Genomic DNA, 2,624 nt, shown 5'->3' with positions numbered 1-2,624 from the left:
AGCCACGCGCTCGCCAGCCCGGCGATCCCGGCGCCGACGACGGCCACGCGGCGGCCCGGCGGCAAGGTGGCGCTCTCGGCGCTCATGGCGCTCGTGTCGTTGGCGATCTCGGCGGGTTCCATGTCGTTGTTCTCCCTGATTCGTGCGTTGTCGTCATGGAATCGGTGACTACTGCTGCTGCGTGCAGACTTCCTTATGCGCAGATACGGACGCAACGCCCGCGCGGATGCACGCGAAGCTACGGCGAAGCAAAACCCGGCTGACCCAGTTGCGCTGGAAACTGCGGCACGCGCCGGAAGCGCGTGCTGTCGTAGCCCATCGCATCGAGACGCGCGAGCAGCGCGTGATAGGTCGCGTCGTCCATCTCGGGCTCGCGCGAGAAGATCCAGCCGAGCGATTTGCCCGGATAACCGAGGATCGTCACGCGATAGTCCGGATCGACATAGAGCGTGAGCTGCGTGACGTGGATCGGCCAGAACACGCGCACGCGCCAGCGCCCGCCGCCGCTGCCGGGCACGACCGCATCGACGAAGCGGTAATGCTTTTCGGGCGCGTCGAAGCCGCCTTTGCGGCCGATGAAGGCGTCGTCGATACGGCCGTCGGCGCGCAGCGTCCACTCGGCGCGGCTCGCGACGAAACCGCGTTCCGCGAAATACGGAATGTTGGCGATCACGTACCAGCGGCCCATGTAACGCGGCAGGTCGACGCTCACCGGTTCGAGCGTCTGGTCGGCGCGCGGATTCGGATTGGGCGGCCCGTTCGTGCAGCCGCCGAGCGCGACGAGCAATATCGGCGCGAAGAACGTTGCACGCCGCATGCATCGCCTGAAATCACGCATGAAATCAAGCATGAAAAGCATCGTCGGCATTGCGCTTACTCGCTATCGTCAGGCCGCGCCGCGCACTTGCGCAGCAGATAGTGCGCGACGCCCCACTCCTCGCCGCGCGCATAGCCGAACAGTTCGGCCACGGCCAGATAGAACATGCGCCAGCGCTGAAACGCGAGACGCGGGTTGCCGCTCGCGTCGAGCAGCGGCAGCGCCTGGGCGCGCGCGGCATCGAGCGCGGCGAGCCACTGGTTCGCGGTGCGCGCGTAATGCGTGCCGTCGATCCACCATTGCCGCTCGACGCGCAGATCGTCCTGAAAACGCAGCAGCAGATGCGCCGAGGGCATCGTGCCGCCCGTGAAGAAATGACGGGACATCCAGTCGCTGCCGTCACGCACCTCGAAGTGATACGCGAGCAGCCGATGCGCGAACAGATGCACGAAGAGACGGCCGTCGTCGTCGAGCCAGCGCGCGATCTTCGCGAGCAGCAGGCCGTAGTGCTTCATGTGCTCGAACATCTCGATCGACAGCACGCGGTCGAAACGCGGCTCGCCGGGCGCGAACTCGAAACGCGCGACATCGCCGGTCACGATGCGCAGATTCGCGAGCCCCAGCTCGTTGGCGCGACGCTCGATGAACGCGCGCTGTCCATGCGAATTCGACAGCCCGACGATGCTCGCATGCGGGTAGCGTTGCGCGAGCCAGAGCGTGAGCGCACCCCAGCCGCAGCCGAGGTCGAGGATGCGCTGACCGTCGGCGAGTTCCGCGCGCGCTGCATAGAGCGCGAGCATGGCGTCCTCGGCCTGCGCGAGCGTTTCGTCGCCGCGCGGATAGTAGCCGCACGAATACTTCAGGCGCGGCCCGAGATGCGCCGCGAAGAACGCGCCCGGAATCTCGTAGTGCTGCGCGTTGGCCGCCTGCGTTTCGATGGCGATCGGGCTGGCGCGCAGTTCGTCGAGCAGCGTTTCGAACGCTTCGGCGCGGCGCGTGCCGTCGTGCGCGTGTTCGTCGGCGAGACGGCGGCGCAGCAGCGTACGCATGCCCATGCGGATCAACGCGTCGGGCAGCCAGCCGCGTTCGCACAGGCGGATCGCGAGCGAGGCGTCGTAGGTGCTCGGCGTGTCGCGCGGCTGGTCGTGCGATTCTTGCAGCGGCGGAACGGTCACGGTCATGGTCGCGGGCTCCTCGAAGGTCGATGTGTTGCGTCGTCGGCGCGTGCGCGGCGCGGCGGCCACGGAATGAACGCGTGCGTCGTCGCCATGTAGTCGCGATAGCCGGCGCGCGTCTGCACGAGGCGCGCTTCGAGCAGCGGCACGCCGGAGAGCTTGAGCAGCAGCCACGCCATCGCGAACGGCGGCACGAGCGTCGCCCAACCCCAGGGCTGGCCGATCGACCAGACCGTGTAGGCGCACCAGTGCAGCGATTCGAAGAAGTAATTCGGATGACGCGAGTAACGCCACCAGCCGCGCGTGCAGACCTGGCCGCGCGCGGCGGGATCGGCGAGATGACTGCGCAACTGACGGTCGGCGGCGGCTTCGCCCGCGAGCGCCGCGAAGCCGATGCACAAGGCGATGACGATGGCCGGAATCGATGGCGTGTGGATCTGCCAGGCGGGCACGAAGAAGGCGATCGAGAGCAGCAGCGAAATCACTGCCTGCAGCATGAAGAAGCCGAGCATGCGAAGCGGCGCGTGGCGGCCCCAGCGCGTGCGCAGCGCGGCGTAGCGCGGGTCTTCCGGGCCGCGACGGTTGCGTCGCCAGAGATGCGCGCCGAGCCGCAGGCCCCACACGCCGCCGCC

Annotated in this window: 3 protein-coding genes; all 3 read right to left on the bottom strand. The window is 67.9% G+C overall.

Annotation, left to right across the window (positions count from 1 at the left end; translation table 11 throughout):
• Window positions 1–238: 238 nt before the first annotated feature.
• Window positions 239–817, bottom strand: a complete 579-nt coding sequence (locus tag G3N97_RS38065; RefSeq protein WP_241031086.1) for a lipocalin family protein — start codon at window positions 815–817, stop codon at window positions 239–241.
• 56 nt (window positions 818–873) lie between these two features.
• Window positions 874–1,998, bottom strand: coding sequence for a class I SAM-dependent methyltransferase (locus tag G3N97_RS38060; protein ID WP_205997890.1), 1,125 nt, complete (start codon window positions 1,996–1,998; stop codon window positions 874–876).
• A partial coding sequence (locus G3N97_RS38055; RefSeq protein WP_205997889.1) for a DUF1295 domain-containing protein occupies window positions 1,995–2,624 on the bottom strand: 630 nt, incomplete at its 5' end. The genes G3N97_RS38055 and G3N97_RS38060, both read right to left, overlap by 4 nt.

Origin of the sequence: Paraburkholderia sp. Ac-20347, from assembly GCF_017104805.1 — a bacterium.
Classification (GTDB): domain Bacteria; phylum Pseudomonadota; class Gammaproteobacteria; order Burkholderiales; family Burkholderiaceae; genus Paraburkholderia; species Paraburkholderia tropica.
Note: the sequence above shows the minus strand (reverse complement) of the source record. Positions and strands in the feature narration are given on the sequence as shown.